Here is a 20,072-nt window from a genome sequence, read left to right as displayed (position 1 = left end):
CAGGTGGTGGTGAAAACCTGCACCTAAAACGGGTTGCATTCCTCGCGGTCCCGGTACTGTTTCAAACTGCGTTCGCCAAGGTTGTGATCTTTGCCAGGATCGATTCGTCGCAGCCCGGGGCCGCGATTCGGATGTCGCTGTTTTTGCCCTTCAGAAAACCCTTTCAAATCCAGTGTTCTGTGGTCCTTATGCGAAAGGCTATGCCATTTCGGATTTGGCGCCGGGCCCTATCTCCAGTGAGGGGCCGCTAAATCACGAGGATTTCCGCCATTTATGGTGTTAAAACCATGAGGCGAACTGTTGCTAATTTACAACATGGTGAAAAAATAGCACGAGGTCCATTATGCACTTCTTGAGTGTGCGATGTTTTCGGGATATCCCAGTCGACAGAGGAGTAATTCTCGAACGCACCTCGAGTGCGGACCGTTTTGGGTTTTTCAGCCCGGACAACAAGGAAAGAGGGTTAGAAATATGAAGGTTTCGATCAGGAGAAGCGGAGTCGTTGCCTCGGCACTCGCACTCGCCCTGGCCGTCCCGGCGCTTTCGGCGGGAGACGCCCGGGCTGCGGTCTATACGGTGACGGGTGGTGCCGGCTCCAGCACAGCAGGAACGAACGGCGGTCTGGGGACCTGGGGTAACGCCGCCAGCCCGACGGCCACGGTGCCGAGCACCTCGGTGGATGGCGCCAGTGTGAACGTGACTCCCAGCACAACGGCCAACAGCCTTGGCCCCACAACGCCGGCCTATGCTCCGCTGGGAAATACTGACACCCTGACGGTGACAGGTGGCGCGGCCGGGACCGTGGGTAACGGTGGTGCCGCGTCCTGGACCGGTGCGTTTAACCCTGCAGCCGCAGCGACCGATCGGGTGACCAGTATCCTGATCACGGGCGGCGCCGGTAACGCGGCAAGCATCATGAAGGCCGGATCGGCCTCGGTCTCCATCACGGGTGACCTGAAGATTGGCGGAGCCTACGTGGCCGCCGCGGGTGCGACGCCCGGAACGGGTCTTCTGACGGTGGCGGCAGGCGCGGGTGCAACCGCGACCGGTGCGACCAATGCGTCCGCCGGGGCGTCCGCTGGCTACAGCCAGACGGGCAGCCTGACCATTGACTCGACGCTGGCTGCGGACCTCGCCACCGCCGGGACATTTGCCAACGTGGTGAACTACAACGCCGGAGGCGTGAGCGCCGGTGCGGGCAGCGCCACGGGCGGCAATGGTGGCAACACGGGAGACACCGTTTTCAATATCGGCGGGAACCTGACCGTCGGGAATACAGACACGAGCGGCAAGAGAATGCTCGGCGTTTCCTTCGGTGCCCTGAACGGTGGTGCCGGAGCGGCCACGTCGGCCTCGGCGACCACGGGCGTTGGCGGCAACGGTGGCCTGACCACCGTGAACGTGACCGGAGCCACCAGCATTCTGGGCGGGTACGCGGTGACTGCCGGTGCGGGTGGTGTCGGCAACGGTGGTAACGGTGGTAACGGTGGTTCGACCGTTGTGACCCACGGCGGCGCGGTGACCATCGGCTCGTCGGCGACCAGCCTCCAGGGGCTGCAGACCATGTCCGCAGGATCCGGTGGTGCGGTGACCGCGGCTCTCGCCGGGTCTGGCGGGGCCGGTGGTTCCCTGACGGAAACCTACAATTCAACGCTGACCGTGTACGGTGCCCGCAGCCTTGCGGCTGGCCTCGGTGGCGCTGTTGGAGCCGGAGGCACCGGAAACGGTGGCGCCGGTGGCAGTGTCGTCGCGACCTACAACGACACGGTGATCATCACCGGTGCCAATCTGGGTGTTGCTGGCAATAGCACAACGTACGGCGGTTTCCGAGGGAATGCCGGTAGCGGTGGCGCCAGTGCCGGCTCGGGCAAGGGCGGCCAGGGCGGTAGCGTTACGGAGGTCTACAAGAAGGGCTTTACCGCCGGTAACAAGGCGCATGCGACCGCGAACGTTGCCCTGTTCGGGTTTGCAGCCCAGGCCGGTAGCGGTGGCAATGGAAGCAACGCCAGCGGATCGGGTGGTGGCGGTGGTTCCTACACGCTGACCGCCGGTGGGGCCGCGACCGCCTACGGTGGCTTCGATTCCTACGCCGGTGGCGGTGGTGTCGGCGGTGCCGCCGGCGCGAGCGTCAAGGGTGGCACCGGTGGACGCGGTGGTGATCTGGTGCTGGAGTTTGACGACACCCTCACCGTGGGCATCGACGCCCACACCGGCAACCCCTACGCAACGGGCCTGTTCCGCGTGTACGGTTTCGGTGGCGGTGCCGGTGGGACCGGCTCGGCTGCTCTGGCCGGAACGGGTGGCGACGGCGGTAACAGCACCCTGACCGTGGGCAAGATGGCCACGCTGGAAGGCTGGACCACCATTGACCCGGGCAAGGCGGGTGATTCGGGCGATGGTGTCGGTGGTAACGCCGGTACCGGTACCTACACCTTCGGCAGCAAGCTGACCCGCACCGAGAGAGCCATTGACTCGGTCAACAAGAACGCCGGGTCGAACTTCCAGGTGTTCGGCGGTGACGGTGGTAACTCCACCGGTCTTGGCATGGCCGGCCGCGGCGGTGATGCGACCCTGACCGTTATGGGCATTGCCTACATTGCCGACGGTTTCCAGCTCGCCGCCGGTGACGGTGGTATCGCAGGATCGTCGACCGCCACAACCACGTCCGGAGCCGGATCCAAGGCTGGCCGGGGTGGTGACCTCAACGCCCACTTCTATTCGGACGTCGTCGCCCTGGCGGGCGCGTCCATCGGTACCGCTGTGGTGGTTCCGGTCAGTGACTCCGTCGCACCGCCGGCGACCGCGACCACGGGTGGTAACGTGGGCGGGCACGCCACGATCGTCAACGCCGGTAACGGTGGTGACTCGGGTGACGCACGGATCGTTATGGACCGCGACTACCTTGGTACGGCCACGTCTTTTGTGGACTCGGGCAAGGGTGGCTCGGCTCTTGCGAACTCCACCGGGAACGCCGGTAACGGCGGTTTTGTCGACCTTCATGTGAAGCGCGACATGATCTTCTCCCAGCGGTCTTCCGGTAGGTCCGGAGACGGTGGCGCCACGCCGGTTGCCACGGCCACGGGCAAGAGCGGTGACGGTGGTGCGCTGAAGGTTACGGTGGACCGCGTCTTTGGTGCCCGGACTGTCAAATTCAATGGCGGCAAGGGAACCGACGCCACGGCGACCGCCGCGGGAGCCAGTGCCGCGGACGTGACCATCAACGTGGGCACGTTCCAGATCTCCGGTGTGACCGGCTCCAGCGTCAGCTACTTCTACGGTGGTAACGCGGGCGCGGGTGCGACCAGCAAGACCGGTGGCAAGGGTGGTAACGTTGTTGTCAACGTCAACAAGAACGCCGCCTACTACGGCAACCAGTTCCAGCTGATTGCGGGTAACACCGCGGCGGCCAACGGCGGAACCAGCGGTACCGCGGGTAACGTCACCTATGATGCCAACATCGGTGGTCGCGACGGTCATGTGGTCATCGTCGGGGACATGGCGATGCAGGGCGGTGACGGTGCGACCGGTGCGAACACCGCGGCCGGTAGCGTCAGCTTCAAGTCCAACACGCTGATCCTGACCGCGAATTCCGCAGGTGGTGTGATCTCCGGTACCAAGACCACCGGCGCCGGGACCGACGTCAAGGGGGGCGGTGTCTCGGTTGGGACCACGTACCTGCGCACAAAGGCCGGAGGCACGGGGTACACCCTGAATATCCTGCGCAACAATGGTACCGCCTCTGTGAGCGCAACCAACGTTGTGGCAGCGGGTGAGGACTTCACCGTCAACCTCAACAAGAACGCGGCGACCACCGCTTCCCAGTACAACGTGGGCTTCACCACGCTGGGTGCGACCCGCGGTGCGACGCTGAGCGTGAACTCCCAGGACAACAGCCGTCTGTTCACCTGGAACCAGAGCAACAGCCAGGCCTACCTCTACGCGGCCAACGCGGTGGACGGCTTCGGTGACGCGCGTGTGAACAAGGCCAACACGATGCTGGTGACCCAGTCCTCGACGGCGGGTGGAACCACCACCGACGTCTACGACCAGGTGGATGCGTCCGGTCGCGTGATGGCTCTGGATGTGGCGAACCTCCGCCACGTGGATCAGGCGGCTGCGACCATGGATACCCTGCCCCAGATCCTGAACGTGAACGGGGACATCACCAAGACCGGCTACGGCGTCAAGACCAACACGGCCACCGGCGTTGCCCTGCTGGGTGCGGACAACCTCCGGATCGGGGAGAAGGTGAAGCTGGTCAACCTGTCGAACGGCTCCACCTTCACGACCCACTCGGGTGCGGGGACCATCGGGGACACCTTCGGGAACGTCGCCGACGCCACCTACACCACGGCCATCGAGAAGGACAGCACGGGCAAGACCTACCTGACCTTGAAGATCGACAGCTTCGATATCCGCAAGGACTGGGTGATCGACAACAGCCGTCTGCTGGTGACCGAGACCGACACGGATCTTCGCGACCTGACCGTTCCGGGTACCCTGTCCATCGTGGACAACCGGTACAAGGGCGCGGAAGACATGGTTGTGCGGGTGGACAACTCGGAAGGCGACCGCGGCCAGGCCAACCTCTGGGCCAGCGCGATCTCGGTCGAGACCACCAACACGCCGTCGGGCGAGTGGATCGAAATCGCTGCCCAGCGGACCTCCACGACCCTCGACTTCACCGGAGCCATGTCGGGTGATGTCAACGACAAGACGGTTGCGGGCGTCGCCTTCAACACCCTCGCCATCAAGTCCGGCTCGTGGCTGGCCCTGAACGGTGACCAGAACACCACGACCACCACGGGTGCCGACAACTATGCCTTTGGCGGCAACCTGGAAGTGGGCGAGATGTTCCGCGGCACGCACACCTCGGCCCGCCTGACCAACACGACGGTCTCGGGTGCCTCGACAGCGCTGCACGTGACGAAGTTCACGGGTCACCTGTCGAATGACCTGCCCGGTCAGGTCGGCTTTGCGGACGCGTGGATGAAGGAGTTCGACGGCCAGCGCTACGCCAACGACAGCGCCGGAAACGCCAACAAGCTGGTCACCGACAGGGGTGGCAACGGCGTGGTGGTTCTGGAAGTTGTGGGCGGCCAGGCTCCGGTCGTGAGCTTCGACACCATGGGCTCCGTGGATCTGACCCAGGCTCTGGGCTCCACCGACGGGATGGAAACCCTGCGCAAGGCCTACGCGAAGGACGGTGTCCACAATCCGCGTCTCACGCTGATCGACACCATCAACTCGGACCTGTCCACCATCAACGGCAAGACGTTTGCTGAGAATGCGTCTGCGTCCGTCGAGGCCCGGTCCTGGGCTCAGCGCGGCTTCATCGAGGGTGCGTACAAGGTCTCGTACGGCATCGACGACAACGGTGACAAGACCATCGACTGGGGCACCAAAGACTCGGTGGTTGCCGAGTTCACCGGACTGGCGGCCGATCTTGGCAAGTCCGCGCTCCAGGCCCGCACGGCGGCCGAGACTCTGGTGAACCAGGGTCAGGATCTTCTGGTGGATGCGTTCGACAACGCGCTTCCGCTGGGCGCCTACAACCCGGCCAAGGGCATGCAGCCCGTCGCCATGGTGAGCGTCGGCGGTGGCCACTCCAAGGTGAAGACCGGCTCGGATGTCTCGGGCACGGGCTTCAGCCTGGCGGCCGGTCCCGGTGTCGCTCTCGACCACGAGTACGGTCGCACGACGGTCGGTGTCCTGTTCGAGGCCGGCTGGGGTGACTACGACCTGAACAACGCCTTCGCCTGGCGCGGTGCGTTCAACGGGAAGGCCGACACCAACTACTACGGCGGTGCGGTGGTTGTCCGTCACGACAGCTTCTGCAACGGCCTGTACGCCGAGGCCTCGGTTCGTGCGGGTTCGGTGGACTCGGACTACAAGGGTCAGCAGTCGATGACCAACTTCGACACGAGCGCCATCTACGTGGGCGGTCACATCGGGGTCGGCATGCTGGTTGACACCTGGCAGGACGGTCAGGCCGACGTGTACGTGAAGGGTCTGTTCACCCACATGGGTTCGGACACGGTCGAGAACTCGGTCGGTGAAGAGCTGAACTTTGACGGCTCCCTGTCGGCCCGGTCCCGCGTCGGTGTTCGCCTGTCGCACAACTTCATGCCCACCCTTAAGGGCTATGTTGGCGGTGCGTGGGAGTACGAGTTCGACGGCACCCAGAAGGGTACGGCCCGCATGGTCGGCTCGTCCAACGTGGCGAAGATCCCCGAGATCGACGTCAAGGGCCACACGGGCATCGGCGAACTCGGTGTCCAGTGGGCCGCGATGGAGAACCTGTCGGTCGGTGCCGGCTTCCAGGGCTCCGTCGGCCAGCGCGAAAGCTACGGCGGTACCGCTCGTGTGATGTACAAGTGGTAACACCCCGGATCTTCGGATCCGGCGGGCAAGACCTGGGTCTTCGGATCCGAGCGGGCGGCTCCTTCGGGAGCCGCCTTTTTTCGTGGTCCCGACCGGGGGTCGCGGGGCCGGAAAAAGGGGGGAGACGGTGTTCCGCTCGGGTTGTGGCGCAGTCCGGTCTCCCGGCAATTCGGGAGGCTCCGTCGGCGGGGCGGGTGTGGTGTGCGGGCCCACCGTGGGGTGCCGCGGTTCCGCGAGGGACTGTCCCCGGGAAAATGAGCAAAGTTTTGCGGCTGATACTTCTGTTGTGATCGGTTCCAGGCTAGTCTGGAAAAGATTTGGTCTTCCGGGGACACGCCCGTTTGTCTGTCACCGGATTGAGGAGGGCAGTGATGCAGAAGTGCGCGGTTCTTGTGGCGGGTGGCGCCGGTTATATTGGGGCGCACACGTGCAAGGCGCTGGCCCGGGCCGGGTATACGCCCGTGGTGATCGACAATCTGGTGTACGGACACGAGGACTTTGTGCGCTGGGGCCCTCTTGAGCGCGGTGATATCCGGGACGCGGCCTTTCTGGACCGGGTTCTGGAGACATGGCGGCCCCGGTACGCCATGCACTTTGCGGGCTTCACCTATGTGGGGGAGTCGGTTTCGGATCCGGCCCGTTATTATGGGAACAACGTGACGGGCTCGCTGTGTCTGCTTGACGCGCTGAGCCGGCACGGCGTTGAGGGCGTTATCTTCTCGTCCTCGTGCGCGGTGTACGGGCTGCCCGAGTGCCTGCCCCTTTCCGAGGACGCCCCCAAGGCGCCCATCAACCCCTATGGGCGCACGAAGCTGGTGGTTGAGGAGGCCCTGGCCGATTACGGTCGGGCCTATGGTCTGAAGTGGGTGGCTTTGCGGTACTTCAACGCGGCCGGGAGCTCCCCCGAGGGCGAGATCGGCGAGAGCCATGATCCCGAGACCCATGCCATTCCTCTGGCAATCCAGGCGGCGCTGGGCCTGGGGCCCGGTTTCCGGATTTTCGGAACCGACTACCCCACCCCCGATGGGACGGCGATCCGGGACTATGTGCATGTCTGCGATCTTGCGGACGCCCATCTGCGCGCGATGGACTACCTGTGCGCGGGGGGATCCTCGGGCGCGTTCAACCTGTCTACCGGCCGGGGCGTGAGCGTTCTTGAGCTTCTGAATGCGGTGGAGAAAGCGACCGGGCATCCGGTTCCGGTCACGCCCGGGCCCCGGCGCGAGGGCGATCCGGCGGCCCTCTACGCCATGGCCGAGAAGGCGCGCACGGTTCTGGGGTGGCAGCCCCGGTATCTGGACATTGTGGACATGGTTGCGACCGCGGTCCCCTGGTTTGCAAAGGACCGGGAGCCGGAGGCGATTCGCCACACGGGGCAGGCCCGGCGCTGAGGGCGGTGTCGGGTGGGGCGCCGGTATCCCGGTGCGCCCCTGGCCCGGCTTCGGTCTGTCTGTCTTTGGGCCCGGGTGAGGGCCGGCGGGGCGCCGGTCCTGACGGGGCCTCTCTCTGTGTGTGTGCCACCGTCTGGCCCCGGTCCGGCGCCGTTATCCCGGTGCGCCCCGTTCCCTGTCCAGCGCAACTCCCTTCCTCTGGTGCCCGTTGAGCGCCGGCGCCGGTCGGGCCCCCTCCGGTCAGGGGGGGAATCCGCCCTCGAGGGGCTCGATATCCCCCAGGTTCAGCGTGGCGTGAAAGTCCCGGACGAATGTCTCCAGGGACTGGTTTTCAATGGCCCGGCGCAGGTCGGCCATCAGATCCTGATAGTGCTGGATGTTGTGCCAGGTCAGAAGCATGGCCCCCAGGATTTCCTGGGCCCGGATCAGGTGGTGAATGTAGGCCCGCGAGAAGCTCCGGCAGGCGGGGCAGGAACAGCCCTCCTCGATGGGGCGGGGATCGTCCCGGTGGCGGGCGTTGCGCATGTTGATCTCGCCCCGGCGGGTGAACGCCTTGCCCGTGCGGCCGCTGCGGGTGGGCAGCACGCAGTCGAACATGTCCACGCCCCGGCGGACGGACTCGACCAGATCCTCGGGTCGGCCCACACCCATCAGGTAACGCGGCTTGTCGGCGGGCAGGAAGGGTACCGTGACGTCCAGGGTGCGCAGCATGTCCTCCTGGGGTTCGCCGACCGCAAGCCCGCCGATGGCGTAGCCCTCGAACCCGATGGAGACCAGGGCGCGGGCGCTTTCCTCCCGCAGCTCGGGCGAGATGCCGCCCTGGTTGATGCCGAACAGGGCGTACCCCGGCCGGGGCACGAAGGCCGCCCGGGAGCGCTCGGCCCAGCGCATGGAGCGGCGCATGCTCTCGGCAAGGCGGCGCTCTTCCAGGGGCAGGGGCGGGCACTCGTCAAAGGCCATGGTGATGGTGGCGTCCAGGAGGTTCTGGATCTCCATGGACCGTTCCGGGGACAGAAGGTGGCGCGAGCCGTCAATGTGGGAGGCAAACGTCACCCCGTCCTCGGACTGGGTCGTGAACTTCGAGAGGCTCATGACCTGGAAGCCCCCGGAGTCTGTCAGGATCGGCCCTTTCCAGCCCATGAACCGGTGCAGCCCGCCCAGCCGGGCGACGCGCTCGGCGGTGGGGCGCAGCATGAGGTGATAGGTGTTCCCGAGAACGATCTCGGCCCCGGTGGAGGCCACGGCCTCGACCGTCATGGCCTTGACGGTGGCGGCCGTTCCCACCGGCATGAAGGCCGGGGTCTCGGCGGGCCCGTGCGCGGTCTGGAGCCGTCCGCGGCGGGCCCGTCCGTCCGTGCTCAGGATCTCGAGGGAAAAGGCGCTCACGGTGTGTCCTCCGGGCGGGGAAGGGGAGACCGGGGCGCGGCCGGATCCCGGTCCAGCAGGCAGGCGTCCCCGTAGGAATAGAAGCGGTAGCCCGACTCAACGGCGTGGCGGTAGGCGTCCTGCATCCGCTCCAGCCCGCAAAACGCGCTCACCAGCATGAACAGGGTGGAGCGGGGCAGGTGGAAGTTGGTCAGGAGCCGGTCCACCACCCGGATGGGGCTGCCCGGCGTCAGGAACAGGCGTGTCTGGCCCTCCCAGGGGCCCAGGTTCCCCTGGTCGTCGCAGGCGCTTTCCAGAAGGCGGGCGCTTGTGGTGCCAACGGCCACGATGCGTCCCCCGCGCTGGCGGGCGGTGCGGATGGCCTGGGCGGCCTCGGCGCTGATGATGCCGCGCTCGGCGTGCATGCGGTGGTCCTGGGTGTCGTCCGCGGTGACGGGCAGGAAGGTTCCGGCCCCCACGTGCAGGGTGACGGTGGTGTGACCGATTCCTTTTGCGGCCAGGGCCTCGAAGACGGCGTCTGTGAAGTGGAGCCCGGCGGTGGGGGCGGCCACCGCGCCCTCGTGGCGGGCGTAGACGGTCTGGTAGTCGGTGCGGTCCCGGGCGTCATCCGCGCGGCCCATGTAGGGGGGCAGGGGAATGTGCCCCAGACGGCGGATGGCGGCTGTCAGGGCCTCGCCGGACAGGGAGAACCTCAGCACCGCATCGCCGCCCTCGCCGCGCTCGATCAGCGACGCGCTCAGGTCGTCACCGAAGTGGACAGTGCGCTCGGGGCGGAGCTTTTTCGCGGGCCTCGCAAACACGCGCCAGGTGTCCGGGCTTTCCTGGAAGTGGAGCGTGACCTCGATGGCTCCGTCGCCGATGCGTCCCTGGAGGCGCGCCGGAATCACCCGGGTGTCGTTCAGCACCAGAAGGTCACCGGGATCGAGCAGATCCGGCAGGGTGCGGAAGATATGGTCCCCGAACGGGCCCTGGGCCGGGACATGGAGGAGGCGCGACGAATCCCGGGGCGAGACGGGCCGGTCCGCAATGCACTCCCGCGGAAGATTGAAATCAAACAGGTCTACGCGCACCGCTGGATGCCTCCGGCCGGGCCGCCCCGGGTGAGTCCGGTTTTGTGTACCGGGCGGCTTTTTCTTTCGCTGGCAAGTCGTGTCAAGGTGTGCCTTACTGGAAGAATTAAAAACTGGCAGATGTCCCGCACTCGGGCTCCCCTGGGCGGGAGCGGGCGTGTGCAGGGGGCGTTGTGAGGTGTGCCGGAGGCCGGAACGGGGCTCCGGGGAGCTTTTCTCCTGCGGGGGTGGGGCGCCTGCCCCTTGGCCTGTCGGCCGGGGCCCTGCCCATGGCTGCGCACTCTAGCAGTCCCGGTGAGGGGCGGAAAGCCGATTTGTGGGCGCCTTCATTCGCATAGGGGGAATAGGGGGAAATGAGACCATGACAAGAGCCAGGGAAATCGCAAAGCTCTTGCGCAGCCACGCTGTCCTGGAGTCGCTGGATGCCGACCTCCTGCTGGAGCTGGAGGATATCGCAACAATCGAGAGCGTTCCTCCGGGCATCGTGCTTCTGAAAGAGGGCATGCCGGCGGACTGCCTGTTCCTGCTTCTGGAGGGAACCGTGGCTGTAGGCTTCCAGGGGCACGGGGGGCGGTTCACCCCGATCGAGTACGTGAGCGGCAACGAGGTGCTGGGCTGGTCCTGGCTCATCGAGCCCTACATCTGGGAGTTCGACGGGATTGCCCACACGTCGGTGCGGGCCATCAACCTGGATGCCCGGGAGTTGCGCAGCCGCATGGCCGAGAATGGCCGCCTGTGTGCGGTGCTGTCGCGCACAATGCTGGGGGTGATGGCCAGCCGGGTGAGGGCGATCCGGCTTGGCTATATGAACGCCTGTTCGGGCGGTCTCTGACAGGTCGGGCCCGGGGACCGGGCCGGGGCCGGAAGGTCGGGTGGGGCCGGGGCGATGCCCGGAAGACCGGGCTGGACCCGCGCGGGGGCCCGAAGCCGGGGAGAGCCGTGACGGTCTCCCCGGGGCAACGGCGTGGCCTCAGCGGCCAAGCAGGCTCGGGGGCGCGCCCATGGGCAGGATCGAGCGGCCGTAGAACTTGTTCAGGAACGCACCACAGCAGGCGTAGAGCGAGATCGCCGACACACCCACCTCGGACCAGGCCGCGAGGGGGCCCGCCCAGGTTCCGCCAAAGCCGAGAGCGTTGACCGTCAGGGCAAACAGCAGAACGTCAATCACCATCATGTCGATGAACAGAACCTTGTTCAGCTCGCTGGCGATGACCGTGCCCGCAAGGGCAAAGACCAGGAACACCAGGAACGCGAAGCCCATCTGGCGGGGGTCAACGGAGGCGGCAAGCTCGGGGCCAAAGGCGCCCAGGCTGATCGCCCAGCACGAGGACACGCCCAGCCAGAAAAGACCAAAGGCGCCGAACACGATGGCGCCAAAGAGGTTGTTGTGGTTGAAGTCGTACATGGACGCGGCAAGCTGCGCGACCGCACCGAGAAAAATCGCCCACACGATGACGAAAGACAGACCCTGGGTGACCCCGAGCTTCTGGGACGCGGCGACAGCGGTAACCACCGTCAGCCCGAGAAGTCCCAGCGCCGAGGGGTCGGCGACAACGATCTGGACCTTGCGATCCTGGTTTTCTCCCATTGTTTTCTCCTTGTTGTCCGATATGCGGGATCACAAGGCACGGGGGGCACGATGCCGTCATACACCTCCTGATCCCACTTTTTTTTATTCGCTTCGCACAGGAGAAACAACCTATTTTGCCCAATAAGGCATTGTTATATCAGTATAATTTATCAGGTAGCGTTTGCTTGGCGCTACATTTCAAGGTTGTGTTCACCCGCGAGGGGTGTCCGGTTTAAAAACAGGGGTTTAGGTGTCTGCCCGGGGTGTTTTGACCGGATGGCGAGCGATTCGCCTCCGGCGTGTGGCTCGGGAGGCTTTCTTCAGGCTCACGCATATCCGGGCCGGTTCCGGAGCCGGGGTCCAAAATCCGCGCTGCCTTCCGGATGTGCGCGGCGCGCGTGGCCGGTATGCAGCACCGGTATGAGGGCCGGTTTTCTGCCATCAAACCCTCTCCCATAGGGTGTGGTGCCGCCGGGCGTTGCGTGCACGCGGGGCGGGCGCGATCCGGATCCGGCTGTCTTTGGGGTGCAGGGCGCGGTCCGGGGGCATTTCGGGCCCCGGGGGACGAATCGGCGGCTGGGGGATTTGGGCGGGTCGGGTGGACCGGGAGGGGGCACCGGTCAGGCTGTGGGCCCGGCTGCGTTCGGGGCCCTGGCGGCGAATGGGGTTCGGGTGGATCCGGGGGAGTTCGCCGGTGCCGGGGGGCCGGTAAGGCCAGTTGGTCCGGGCACTCGGGGTGCTGCCGTTCAGGCCGGCCGGGGCTGGGGACGCTGCGGGATCGGGAGGGGGCGCTCTGCCCCGGGCCCGCCGGTCAGGCCGGGATGAGGGGCTGCCGGGGGGGCTGCTTGGGGGGCTATGGATGGCCCCGCTGCCCGGGGCGCTGTTGGGCGCGCTGCCCGGGGCGTTGGGTGCCCCCGTTTCCGGGGGCACACGCCGGATCAGGGCAGGATCGGCGACCAGGCCGGGTCCGAGGCCTCGGTCGGGGTGGGCACGACGCGCTCGACCCGACCGGTCAGGTCGATGGTGCACACCCGCACGCCGGCCCCCGCCTCCTGGCGGAAGAAGGTCAGGACACGGCCGTTGGGGGACCAGGACGGGCCCTCCACCAGGTAACCCTCGGAGAGGATGCGCTCGTCCCCGCCGTCGGGGCGCATGACGCCGATGTAGAAGCGCCCGCCCTTCATCTTGGTGAAGGCGATGAAGTCACCCCGGGGCGACCAGACCGGCGTGGCGTAGCGGCCGCTGCCGAAGCTGATGCGCTGCTGGTTCGAGCCGTCCGCGTTCATGATGTAGAGCTGCTGGGCTCCGGAGCGGTCCGAGTTGAACACAATGCGCTGGCCGTCCGGCGAGTACGAGGGCGACGTGTCAATGTAGGGCGTGTCCGTCAGCTTGCGGGACTGCCGCGAGCGCAGGTCCATCACCCAGATGTCGGTGCGCCCGTCCTTGGCCATGGACAGAACAATCTTGTTGCCGTCCGGCGAGAAGCGCGGGGCGAAGGTCATGCCGGGGAAGTCTCCCAGCATCTCGCGCCGCCCCGTCTCAATGTTGAACAGGTACACCCGGGGGGTGTTGTTGTAGTAGCTCAGGTACGTGATTTCCTGGGACGTGGGCGAGAACCGCGGGGTCAGCACCAGGGAATCCCCGCTGGTGAGGATCCGGTTGTTGGCGCCGTCCTGGTCCATGATGGCCAGACGCTTCACCCGGTTGTTCTTCGGTCCGCTCTCGGCCACGTAGACAATGCGGGAGTCGAAATAGCCCGCCTCGCCGGTGATGGCCTTGTAGATCTCGTCGGCGATGATGTGGGCGACCCGGCGCCAGTTGTCCTGCTGGGTCATGAGGGAGCGCCCGACGATCTGCTCGCCGGTTCCCGTGTCCCACAGGCGGAAGGCCACCTTCAGGCGGCCGTCGGGCTGGGCCGAGACCTCGCCCTGGACCAGGGCCCGGGCGGAGAGCGCGCGCCAGCCCGGGAAGTTGGGCTTGGCCTCCATGCTGGGCAGGGTCTCGACATAGGCGTTGCGGTCGATCACCCGGAAGTCGCCCGAGCCGTTCAGGTCGTTCGTGATGACGTTCGCGATGTCCGAGCCTGTCTGGGCGGCCAGGGGGTCGGCGCCTCCCGCAAAGGCCGGCACGGCAATCGGCAGGGCTTCCGCCGAGTGCCGGTCAATGTAGACCGTGGGCATGTCCTGGGCGAGCGCGGTACGCGCCCCCGCAGGCAGGAGCACGGCGGTGGCGCACAGCGCCAGGAGAACGCACAGCATGCGGATCGGGAGCCGGTCTCGAAAGCGCCTGGTGTGGATCATCGCGGGTTTCCTTTCCTTGAAAGCGTCATCCGTCGTCACATCGTTGTGTCGCAGGGCGGGCCCCGGTTTTCGCGGGGTGTGGCCCGGTTATCGCAGGGAGAGCCCCCGGGGTGAGAACTGGAAGCGGATCCCGTTTTCATACACCGATTCCTTGCCCGGCGGAACAGGCAGCGGGCTTGCAAACCGCACCGCCCTCTCGGCAGACGAGACAAAGGCCTGGTAGAGCGGATCGTATCCCAGGGTCGGATCCCGCAGAGCCTCGACGGACAGCACCTCGCCCGTGGCGGTGGTCTTGACGATCACCTCCACCACCATGCCCTCGTAGGCATAGCCGTCCCCGGGGAGACGCCATTCCTTCTCCACGTGGTACTTGAGCGCGGCCAGATCCGTCGCCGTGAGCTTCTCGGAAATCCGCCCGCCGCGCGTGGGGGAGGGAACCTCCCGCGGCGTCTCCTGCGTCTTGTCCGGGGTCTCCTGGTTGGCCTTCATCCAGGCATCCAGCGAGCTTTCGGTCTTGGGCTTCTCCGGCGTGGGTTGCGCGGGCTTCTGGGGCTGCGGCTTGGGCTCGGGCGGCTTGCGCACGGGCTTGGGCGGCGCCTGGACCACGGGGGCCTCGTCGGGCGCGTCGTCCGTTTCCTGGGGCGGCGCAGGCTCGGGCGGCTGCGGCCGGGCCGGCGGGGTCACCACAGGTTCGGGCTTGGGAGGCTCGGGCTTCGGCGGCTGGGGCTGGGGCGGAGGCGGTGTGGGCACGGGTTCGGGCTCCGGCTCCTTTTCCTTGGGCCGCAGCGCCTCCGACAGGGACGTGTTCTCGTCGCCGATCTCCACCAGATCGACGATTTCGAAGCTTTCTTCCGGGATCTCGTCTCGGGTCGGCAGGTGCAGGGGCACGCCCAGGATCAGCAGGGCGAGCAGCGCAAGGTGAAAGAGAGCCGACAGGATAAAAGCGCGTTTCATGAAGACAGGCTTCCCGAGCGTTTTTCAGATCAGCGCGGCCGCGCCGGACCGGGGGCAGTTTTGGGCGGAACCGTGATCAGGGCGACCTGATCGATGCCGGCGTCGCGCATCATTCCCGTGACCTCCATGACCCGGGCGTAGGGCAGGGAGCCGTCCGCACGGAGGTAGATCCGGGCTTCCGGATCGCCGATCATGGCTTCGCGCACGCTGGCGACCAGTTCCTCGGCGGTGTTGCGCCGCAGATCCTGGAAGTACAGGTGCCCCTTCGCATCAATGGAGATGGTCAGGGCCTGTTTTTGCTGTTTCAGCTTCTGGGCGCTGGCCTGGGGCAGGTCAACCTTGATCCCCGTGGTCAGCAGTGGCGCGGTCACCATGAAGATGATCAGCAGAACCAGCATCACGTCCACCATGGGCGTGACGTTGATGTCGCTCATCATGCGGCGGGAGCGGCGGCCGCGCGCGCCGGACCCTCGGGACGTCAGGGGAGCGCCCATGGGTCAGTCCCCCTGCTCGTCGAGCTGGCGGCTGAGGATGGCCGAGAACTCGCCCTGGAAGGTTTCCAGGCGACCGGCGTAGCGGTCCACCTCGGAGGACAGCTTGTTGTAGGCGATCACCGCCGGGATGGCGGCCAGAAGCCCGAGCGCGGTGGCAAACAGGGCCTCGGCGATGCCCGGGGCCACCGTGGCAAGGCTGGTGTCCTGGAAGTGCCCGATGGCCGAGAAGCTGTTCATGATGCCCCAGACCGTGCCGAACAGGCCCACGAACGGGGCCACCGAGCCGGTGGAGGCAAGGAACGTCAGGCGGCGTTCCACCAGGTCGATTTCCCGGTTCAGGGTCAGGCCCATGACCCGCTCGATGCGCTGGGCCAGGTGGGGCTGGGGGCCGCCGTGGGCGCCGGGGCGGCTCTTCATGGACAGGCGCCACTCCCGCATGCCCGCAACGAAGATCGCGCTCATGGGATCCCGGGGGTGGGTGCCGATGCGGTTGTAGAGATCCTCGAGGGAGCCGCCGGACCAGAAGTGCTCCTCGAAGCGGTCGGCGCTGTTGTTGATCTCGCGCAGCTTCAGGAACTTCTCGAAGATGATGGTCCAGCACCAGATGCTGGCCATGATCAGCAGTACCATGACGATCTTCACGACCCAGTCCGCCGACAGGAACAGGGACAGGACCGAAAGCTCATGGGTGCCGAGCGCGGCCGGGGCCATGCCCGCCGAGAGGGGTGCTCCGGGCAGGGTGGCGCTCTCCACCGGCAGGCTGGGGGCCGCGACCGGGGAGCGGGGCCCGCTCTGGATATCCAGGCCCGGGTTCAGAAGGCTGTCCAGCCCGGCGGCGGGCGAGGTGAGAACCTCGCGGGCCGTGTCCATCGCGGCGGTCGCGAGGTGGGGCAGGAGATGGGAAAGGGGCTCTGCGAAAATAAGGTCCATGGTCTGTCCTGTTTTTCGATTCTGCCGGAGGTGGTGGAAGGGGGGAACGCCGGGCGTTCCGGGACCGGGGGAGCCGGGCCCGGGCGGGAACCCGGGGCTAGGCGGAAACGAGATCCTTCATGAGTGCCCGAAGGGGAGGCGGAATGCGGGTGGCTTTCATGCCCTCGACGGTGACGCAGGCGACCCGGACCATGATGGTGGCCAGGCGCTCGTCCTGGCGCCAGATGGTCTGCTCCATGTCCATGATGGACCCGCCCAGCCGGGCGATGGTGGTCTCGACAATCAGCAGGTCATCCAGGCGCCCCGGGCGGAAGTAGTCGATTTCGGCCCGGGCGACCGCAAAGGCAACGCCCAACTCCTCGATGGCGGCGGTCTGGGACACCCCCAGAAGCCGCAGGCCCTCGGTGCGGGCGCGCTCGGCGTAGTTCAGGTAGTTGGAGTGGTACACGATCCCGGCCGCGTCGGTGTTCTCCCAGTTCACGCGCACCGGGAAATAGTGGGCGCCATTCTGCCACACACCGGAAAAGGGGCAGAACTCTTCGGGAAAGTCGGGGGCGCTGGTCATTGGTCCTCGTCCTCGTCCAGGGGCAGGCGCTGCTGCGGGGCGTCGGGGCCCGGGGGCGGGGGCTTCAGCCCCAGGTGGGTCCAGGCGAGATCGGTCATGACCCGGCCCCGGGGGGTGCGCCGCAGGAAGCCGCGCTGGATCAGGAAGGGCTCGATCACGTCCTCGAGCGTGTCGCGGGACTCGGCCATGGCGGCGGCCAGGGTGTCCACGCCCACGGGTCCGCCGCCGTAGTGTCCGGCCATGCGTCCCAGGTAGGTCTTGTCCAGGGTGTCGAGGCCCGCCTTGTCCACGTCCAGGCGGGCGAGGGCGGCGTCCGCCACGAACGCGTCCACCGGCGAGCGCCGCGCCACCGAGGCGAAGTCCCGCACCCGGCGCAGGAGCCGTCCCGCCACCCGGGGCGTTCCCCGGGAGCGTCGGGCGATTTCCAGGGCGCCGTCCGGTGTGATGACCAGGTCCAGAAGCCGGGCCGAGCGCTCGACGATGGCCACAAGCTCGTCCGTCTCGTAGAACTCCAGGCGCAGCGGGATGCCGAACCGGTCGCGCAGGGGCGTGGTCAGAAGGCCCGAGCGGGTGGTCGCCCCCACCAGGGTGAAGGGGGCCAGGTCAATGCGCACGCTGCGGGCGGCGGGGCCCTCGCCGATGATCAGGTCCAGCTGGAAATCCTCCATCGCGGGGTAGAGCACCTCCTCGATGGCCGGGTTCATGCGGTGGATCTCGTCGATGAACAGGACGTCCCGGGGCTCCAGGTTCGTGAGGATGGCCGCAAGGTCTCCCGCCCGGGCCAGCATGGGCCCCGAGGTGGCGCGAAACCCGACCCCCAGCTCTTTCGACACGATCTGCGCAAGGGTCGTCTTCCCAAGGCCGGGGGGGCCGTGCAGGAGCACGTGGTCCATGGCCTCGCCCCGGGCTTTCGCCGCGGTGACGAAGACCGCCAGGTTCTCGCGGGCCCGCTTCTGCCCGATAAAGTCGCACAGGCGCTGCGGGCGCAAGCTGGCGTCCGCGTCGTCCGGGCGTGCCCCGGGAGCTATGATTCGAGAGTCCGTGAGGGATTCCAAGGTGTTATCTGGTTCTTGCGGGGGTTCGGGACGGAAGGCGGGGTGTCCCGCCGATTCTAGCCGGAACTATGGTACCTGTCTTCCCCGGAAACCGGAAGGGATCGCGGGTTACCGGATTTTAATTCGCGTCCCTGATGCGGGGGCTCAGGGCTGGGGGCGGTGGAACATCACCTTGCGCAGGATGCGCCCCTCCCAGGGCCCCTTGTCGATTCGGCGGATATAGTTCTCGCCCACGAAGAACCGGGCGATGATCCGGTCCCGGTCGTCCTTGAGGGTCACGTTGGAGCCCGACAGATCCCACTGGTAAATCCCCGTGATGGTGGCGCCGTCCCGCGGCACAAACCGGAAGGTGGTGTCCCGGTCCAGGTGGACCACATAGGGGTCGTCGCGCACGGAGCTGGCCTGGTAGCGGCCCCAGTACTGCAGAGAGTTGCGGGCGCTGTACTGCTGGGCCGCCCGGTTCTGCATCATGGCCGCCTTGCTGGCGATGGCCTGCTGTTCGCGCGCACCCTCTTCGGAATCCTCGCAGGCCGAAAGGGTCAGGACAAGGCAGACGACGGGCAGCAGAAGGCGTTTCATGGGGTTCCTCGGTCACTCGGCGGGGACAGGCGGTGGGGACAGGCGGGGGACGGATGGGCGCAACCGGGGAAGTGAAGAGCAAAAGCGCGCGCCAGACAAGCTGAAAAACGCGAAGCGGCCGTTCCGGGCCTGTCCGGCGGGGCGCGCGGACGTGCGAAAGCAGCAGGGAGCGGGGGCTCGGGAGGGGCCCCGTAGCGGAGCGTGAGGGGTGTCCGGAAAGAGGCGCGGAAGCGGGGCGGCGGGCGGGGGAACCGCGCCGGGGGCCCCGGATGCGGTGTGGGAGCCGTCCCGGAAAGGTGCCGGGGAGGCGGGGGATCAGGGGGGGGGCGGGCGCAGCGCTGTGGTGCCCCGCGCCCCGGAACGTGTGGTGCCCCGCGCCCCGGAAGGTGTGGTGCCACGGAAGTGGTGCGGGGCGTGGTCCGGGAGCCGGTCCTGGAAGGGCTTCGGTCCGCCCCGGCGCCAGTTCCCGGCCCCCGTCCGGCGGCAGCTGCGGCGGGCCTTTCCTGCGGGTTACAACTTGCACACTGGAATTTTCACAGGGTCGTGCTATGGTTACGGGATGCTCCTGAGCCATGGCCCGAAGGGGTCGGTCCGGCCTTTTGTGTCGTGGTCCGGCTTTTTTCGCACCCCTGGTTCGGTGTGCCCGGGCTTCGTGTGCCGGTGTCCCGTGCGCCGGGCTCCGGCCGGGCGCGTTTTCGAGAGGACGTGGAAATGATTGACGCACAAACGGGTTCCGGGGGTGGTCTGTTTTCCGCTTTGAGATCCATTTTCGGGGAGGCCGACCGGGCCGCGCCGGAAACCGCCGTCCAGGACAGGCGGGCTGACCGGCAGATCCAGGCCGGGGCCACGGTTGAGAACGGCGATCCGGTGGACGAGGTTCTCCTTTCCCCCGATGCCCGGCAGCGGCTTGCCCGCCTCCAGGCCGGCGGTAATGAGAACGATCCGGGCTGGAATGCGGGCTCCAGGGCCAGCGACCTTGAGGCGTCCCTTCAGGAAACAGCCACGGAAGAGGCCCGCGCTGCGTCGGCGGAGGATCGGTCCGAAGCCACCCGCGCATCCTCATCGATGTCCGGGGACGGGACCGCAGCCGGGCCTGCATCCGCAGACGTATCCGCAGACGGGGCCCCGTCCGTGACCGCAGCCGGGCCCGAGCCCCTGTCCGCGCCCCTCAGCGCCTACCGCGCGGCGGAGCGTCTGGTTCCGCCCGCAGCGGAGGCTCCCGCTGAACCCGAAGCCGCCCCGGCCAGTGTCCAGCAGGTGGACCGGACCCCCGCACCCTCGCCGGACGGCTGGGTCATGCCGTCCGCCGACGCCCCGTGAGCGGGCGCGCGGAGGTGTTTTTGCCTTGTTCCAGCCGGGTGTAGCCTCCCTTCCGGATTGGCGGGAGGGAGGTT

14 protein-coding genes are annotated in these 20,072 nt (G+C 67.1%); 4 read left to right on the top strand and 10 right to left on the bottom strand.

What is annotated here, in order from left to right; translation table 11 throughout:
• Nucleotides 1-471 precede the first annotated feature (471 nt).
• Both IHV25_RS01025 and galE read left to right on the top strand, forming a co-directional pair.
• Entirely contained in the window at nucleotides 472-6,384 is a 5,913-nt protein-coding gene (locus IHV25_RS01025) for a hypothetical protein (protein WP_192533108.1), read from the top strand.
• Between the two features lie 371 nt (nucleotides 6,385-6,755).
• Nucleotides 6,756-7,775 carry a UDP-glucose 4-epimerase GalE gene (gene galE, locus IHV25_RS01020; RefSeq protein WP_192533107.1) on the top strand — a complete coding sequence of 340 codons (1,020 nt, stop codon included), beginning with the start codon at nucleotides 6,756-6,758 and terminating at the stop codon, nucleotides 7,773-7,775.
• 240 nt (nucleotides 7,776-8,015) lie between these two features.
• Here the strand turns inward: galE and tgt are convergent, their stop codons facing one another.
• Both tgt and queA read right to left on the bottom strand, forming a co-directional pair.
• A complete protein-coding gene (gene tgt, locus IHV25_RS01015) occupies nucleotides 8,016-9,161 on the bottom strand; it encodes a tRNA guanosine(34) transglycosylase Tgt (RefSeq protein ID WP_192533106.1) in 1,146 nt (381 codons plus the stop codon).
• Entirely contained in the window at nucleotides 9,158-10,231 is a 1,074-nt protein-coding gene (gene queA / locus IHV25_RS01010) for a tRNA preQ1(34) S-adenosylmethionine ribosyltransferase-isomerase QueA (protein ID WP_192533105.1), read from the bottom strand. Before queA ends, tgt begins: the two co-directional genes overlap by 4 nt.
• Before the next feature lie 361 nt (nucleotides 10,232-10,592).
• On the opposite strand from queA, the gene IHV25_RS01005 reads away from it, so the two are divergent.
• Nucleotides 10,593-11,063 carry a cyclic nucleotide-binding domain-containing protein gene (locus IHV25_RS01005; protein WP_192533104.1) on the top strand — a complete coding sequence of 157 codons (471 nt, stop codon included), beginning with the start codon at nucleotides 10,593-10,595 and terminating at the stop codon, nucleotides 11,061-11,063.
• Nucleotides 11,064-11,201: 138 nt separating this feature from the next.
• Here IHV25_RS01005 and IHV25_RS01000 read toward each other — a convergent pair whose 3' ends face one another.
• The 8 genes from IHV25_RS01000 to IHV25_RS00965 form a co-directional block, all read right to left on the bottom strand.
• On the bottom strand, nucleotides 11,202-11,819 hold the full coding sequence (locus IHV25_RS01000) for an acetate uptake transporter (protein WP_192533103.1): 618 nt from the start codon (nucleotides 11,817-11,819) through the stop codon (nucleotides 11,202-11,204).
• 920 nt (nucleotides 11,820-12,739) lie between these two features.
• Nucleotides 12,740-14,059 (bottom strand): Tol-Pal system beta propeller repeat protein TolB, encoded by a 1,320-nt coding sequence (gene tolB, locus IHV25_RS00995; RefSeq protein ID WP_192533569.1) that lies wholly within the window; start codon nucleotides 14,057-14,059, stop codon nucleotides 12,740-12,742.
• Nucleotides 14,060-14,188: 129 nt separating this feature from the next.
• Nucleotides 14,189-15,055: a TonB C-terminal domain-containing protein gene (locus IHV25_RS00990; protein WP_192533102.1), complete on the bottom strand. Its 867-nt coding sequence runs from the start codon at nucleotides 15,053-15,055 to the stop codon at nucleotides 14,189-14,191.
• Nucleotides 15,056-15,084: 29 nt separating this feature from the next.
• Nucleotides 15,085-15,549 (bottom strand): protein TolR, encoded by a 465-nt coding sequence (gene tolR / locus IHV25_RS00985; RefSeq protein ID WP_192533101.1) that lies wholly within the window; start codon nucleotides 15,547-15,549, stop codon nucleotides 15,085-15,087.
• Between the two features lie 3 nt (nucleotides 15,550-15,552).
• Nucleotides 15,553-16,479, bottom strand: a complete 927-nt coding sequence (tolQ, locus tag IHV25_RS00980) for a protein TolQ (protein ID WP_192533100.1) — start codon at nucleotides 16,477-16,479, stop codon at nucleotides 15,553-15,555.
• A gap of 97 nt (nucleotides 16,480-16,576) precedes the next feature.
• Nucleotides 16,577-17,044, bottom strand: coding sequence for a YbgC/FadM family acyl-CoA thioesterase (locus tag IHV25_RS00975; RefSeq protein ID WP_192533099.1), 468 nt, complete (start codon nucleotides 17,042-17,044; stop codon nucleotides 16,577-16,579).
• A complete protein-coding gene (ruvB, locus tag IHV25_RS00970; protein ID WP_192533098.1) occupies nucleotides 17,041-18,099 on the bottom strand; it encodes a Holliday junction branch migration DNA helicase RuvB in 1,059 nt (352 codons plus the stop codon). Before ruvB ends, IHV25_RS00975 begins: the two co-directional genes overlap by 4 nt.
• A 144-nt stretch (nucleotides 18,100-18,243) precedes the next feature.
• Complete coding sequence (locus IHV25_RS00965) at nucleotides 18,244-18,678, bottom strand: hypothetical protein (RefSeq protein WP_192533097.1); 435 nt, start codon at nucleotides 18,676-18,678, stop codon at nucleotides 18,244-18,246.
• A gap of 711 nt (nucleotides 18,679-19,389) precedes the next feature.
• Between IHV25_RS00965 and IHV25_RS00960 the strand changes: the two genes are divergently transcribed.
• Nucleotides 19,390-19,998, top strand: coding sequence for a hypothetical protein (locus IHV25_RS00960; protein WP_192533096.1), 609 nt, complete (start codon nucleotides 19,390-19,392; stop codon nucleotides 19,996-19,998).
• Nucleotides 19,999-20,072: the final 74 nt, after the last annotated feature.

Source organism: Phaeovibrio sulfidiphilus (assembly GCF_014861485.1).
Classification (GTDB): domain Bacteria; phylum Pseudomonadota; class Alphaproteobacteria; order Rhodospirillales; family Rhodospirillaceae; genus Phaeovibrio; species Phaeovibrio sulfidiphilus.
This window is presented reverse-complemented; position numbering and strand designations above follow the sequence as displayed.